The 3,263-nt window shown below is 32.9% G+C and carries 2 protein-coding genes; both read right to left on the bottom strand.

The features are described 5' to 3' along the window. Window positions 1–1,315 (bottom strand): threonine--tRNA ligase (thrS, locus tag ACKVOD_RS02385; RefSeq protein ID WP_409207883.1); only part of this gene is annotated, 1,315 nt, incomplete at its 3' end. 92 nt (window positions 1,316–1,407) lie between these two features. Continuing rightward, window positions 1,408–2,241: an IS982 family transposase gene (locus ACKVOD_RS02380; protein WP_409207884.1), complete on the bottom strand. Its 834-nt coding sequence runs from the start codon at window positions 2,239–2,241 to the stop codon at window positions 1,408–1,410. Between the last annotated feature and the right edge of the window lie 1,022 nt (window positions 2,242–3,263).

Raw genomic sequence — 3,263 nt, 5'->3', positions numbered from 1 at the left:
AATTTTCATCTGAACCAATATATTTCTCCCTGTTTTCTTGATCACGTAACGAAATCTGTGCCGTAAAATTTTCGAATCCTAATGAACCAAAAACATACAAAACCAAGTCAATCACGTTTTTGAATTCCTGATCCAATTGGTCTGGCGTACAAAAAATATGCGCATCATCTTGAGTAAATCCTCGAACACGAGTCAAACCATGCAATTCACCACTTTGTTCGTATCTGTATACGGTACCAAATTCAGCGTAACGCTTTGGTAAATCTTTGTAGGACCAAGGTCTTACATTATAGATTTCACAGTGATGTGGACAGTTCATCGGTTTTAATAAAAACTCTTCGCCTTCGGCTGGAGTATTTATGGGTTGAAAGCTATCAGCACCATATTTAGCATAATGACCTGAAGTCACGTATAATTCTTTTTGTCCAATATGAGGCGTAACCACTTGTTCATAACCCGCTTTTTTCTGTGCTTTTTTCAAAAATTGCTCTAATCTGTCACGCAAAGCAGCTCCTTTTGGCAACCATAACGGTAAACCTTGACCCACTTTTGCAGAGAAAGCAAACAATTCTAATTCTTTTCCTAGTTTTCTATGATCGCGACGTTTTGCTTCTTCAAGTAATTCTAAGTGTTCAGTTAAATCTTTTTGTTTTGGAAACGAAACCCCGTAAACTCTTGTAAGTTGTTTGTTCTTTTCGTCACCACGCCAGTAAGCACCCGCAACACTCATAATTTTCATCGCCTTGATAATTCCAGTATTCGGAATATGACCACCACGACACAAATCGGTAAAAGTAGCGTGATCACAAAAAGTAATCGTTCCATCTTCCAGATTCGTAATTAATTCTGTTTTGTATACATTATTCTTATAGGTCTCCAATGCTTCGGCTTTTGAAACAGGACGCAATTTAAATTCGTGTTTCTCTCTTGAAATTTCCAAAACTCGATCTTCAATTTTCTTAAAATCAGCATCGGTAATCTTGTGATCTTCAAAATCAACATCATAATAAAACCCGTTACTAATCGCAGGACCAAGCGTTAGTTTTATTCCAGAATATATTTCTTCCAAAACTTGCGCCATAACGTGCGAAGTCGAATGCCAGAACGCTTTCTTCCCGTTTTCGTCATTCCAAGTATATAAAACAAGCGCACCGTCAATCGTTAAAGGCGTTGACGTCTCAATCGTCGTTCCGTTAAATGCCGCAGAAATCACATTTCTCGCAAATCCTTCACTAATATTTATCGCAACATCCATCGGCGTAGCACCAATTTCAAATTCCTTAACAGACCCATCGGGCAAAGTAATCTTAATCATTTTTCAAATTTTATGAACGCAAATATAATGGTTTAAGAAAAACCACGCAATATATATGTACAAGTTTATACATTTTAACCCGTTGGGTGTAATTAAATTATTTGATTTTTAATATTGTTTATTGGTCTATCAAAGATAAATTTATTGACATATTGAACCAATATTAATGCTGTTTTTTTAGCTAAAATTCTTGTTTTAAATCCTTCGAAAGATTTAGCGTAATTGTTTCTAATTTTGAACTGGTCACATAATTGAGAAAATAATGTTTCAATTCTTTTTCTTGATTTTCTAAAGATATAAGCCTGTGGTTTATAATCTACTTGATTTTTTATTTTTGGAGTTTCTAATTTGATATTTACCGTTTGAAACAAATCCAATTGAATAGTTTTTGACAAATAACTTCTATCTCCAAGTAGCACACAATCAGACATTTGTTGTTTTATATTCTTCAAAAAATGTACATCATGAACTTCTGCTTTTGTAATATCTAACGAATGAAAAATACCTGATACAGAACAAACTCCGTGAAGTTTATATCCATAAAACCAGGTGTTTTGTGAAGCACAAAATCCTTTTGAAGGAGCTGTTTCAAACTCTTTTTTACAGATTTTAATTCTTCGATGACGAGCAAATTTGCAAATTTCTAAGGGCATACTATCCACAATAAAGTAATCTTCAAACTCCAAAAAACGAGAGGATAATTTTATTCTAACTTCTTCTGAAAATAAAAATAATTTTCTTCTTCTTTTATTGAACTGACTTCTCTCAATTAAATTTGTAATTTGACTAGTATCAACCAATTTAAACAATGAGTTTTTACTGTCAATCGACATAAATTCAGCCGTCAAACTCAATGCAACTATCTCTAAATCAGATATTTTTGTCTTTCGACCAACTCCAGATTTATATTCTAATTCACAATTCAAAGAACTTATAACTTCTAAAACTCTTAAATAATTTTTAACTATATTTGTCATAAATGTTGGTTGTTTAGCGACTTCAAGATACTGAATTTCAGTATCTTGACCAACATTTAATCAATTTATTTTACTTTAAAATAATTGCACCCAACGGGTACATTTTATAATGTTGTTATTGCGAGGCACGAAGCAATCTCGAGCTTTTTACTGCTATCCGTTTCAATCTCTTGTGACGAACTCCGGCACAAGAAGATTTCCACTGCTATCAGGGCTAATGTAGTTGGTTTTATAAGTACTTAACAGATTGAACTTGCTCAATTATGGTTAGAGTATAGATAGAGTATGGATAAAGTAGGGTTGTGGTACCCCAAATTTTTGCTAAAAAAAGTAAAATATTAAAAAAGGACAGTTACAAAGGCTATTTAGTATCATAATCAGATAGCTTTTTTGATTTCCATTTGGCGAATCCGCGTCGATCTGCTTACTATTTACGGAGTCGCATCCCCATAAACACAGTAAAACTGTTTAAATCATCAAAAAGGCAAGCCTAAAATTACAAATCAGCAAAAAGGGTGCTTGTAAATATCAAAAAACCAACGACTTAAAAAATACTTTCAAAAAAGATTAAAATAAGTCTTGTTTAGCTGAATAAACGCACTACTTTTGCACCCGAAATGTAAGCAGACGTCCTTATAAATGTTGACAAACTGAAATACGCCAATAGGAAATTTATTTTCAAAAAAGGTTAAAAAAAGTTTGTGAGATTTGAAAACGGATGTTATATTTGCACCCCGAAAAAAGCGTAAAGTTCCTTGAAAAAATGGTGAGAGAATAGAGAATAAGTTGAAAAAAATGTTTTTTCAAAAAACTTTTCAAAATCCTTGCCAGAAACAAATGACTTTGTTACTTTTGCACCCGCTTTGAGAGAGAAGCGAAAATAAAAAAGACACGTTCCTAGACATATTGAATTGACAGCCGTTTTAAGAGAGATCTTAGAACAATAATAAAAGAGAGTAATAGAATTTTTA

Origin of the sequence: Flavobacterium sp., from assembly GCF_046155325.1 — a bacterium.
GTDB lineage: Bacteria > Bacteroidota > Bacteroidia > Flavobacteriales > Flavobacteriaceae > Flavobacterium.
Note: the sequence above shows the minus strand (reverse complement) of the source record. Positions and strands in the feature narration are given on the sequence as shown.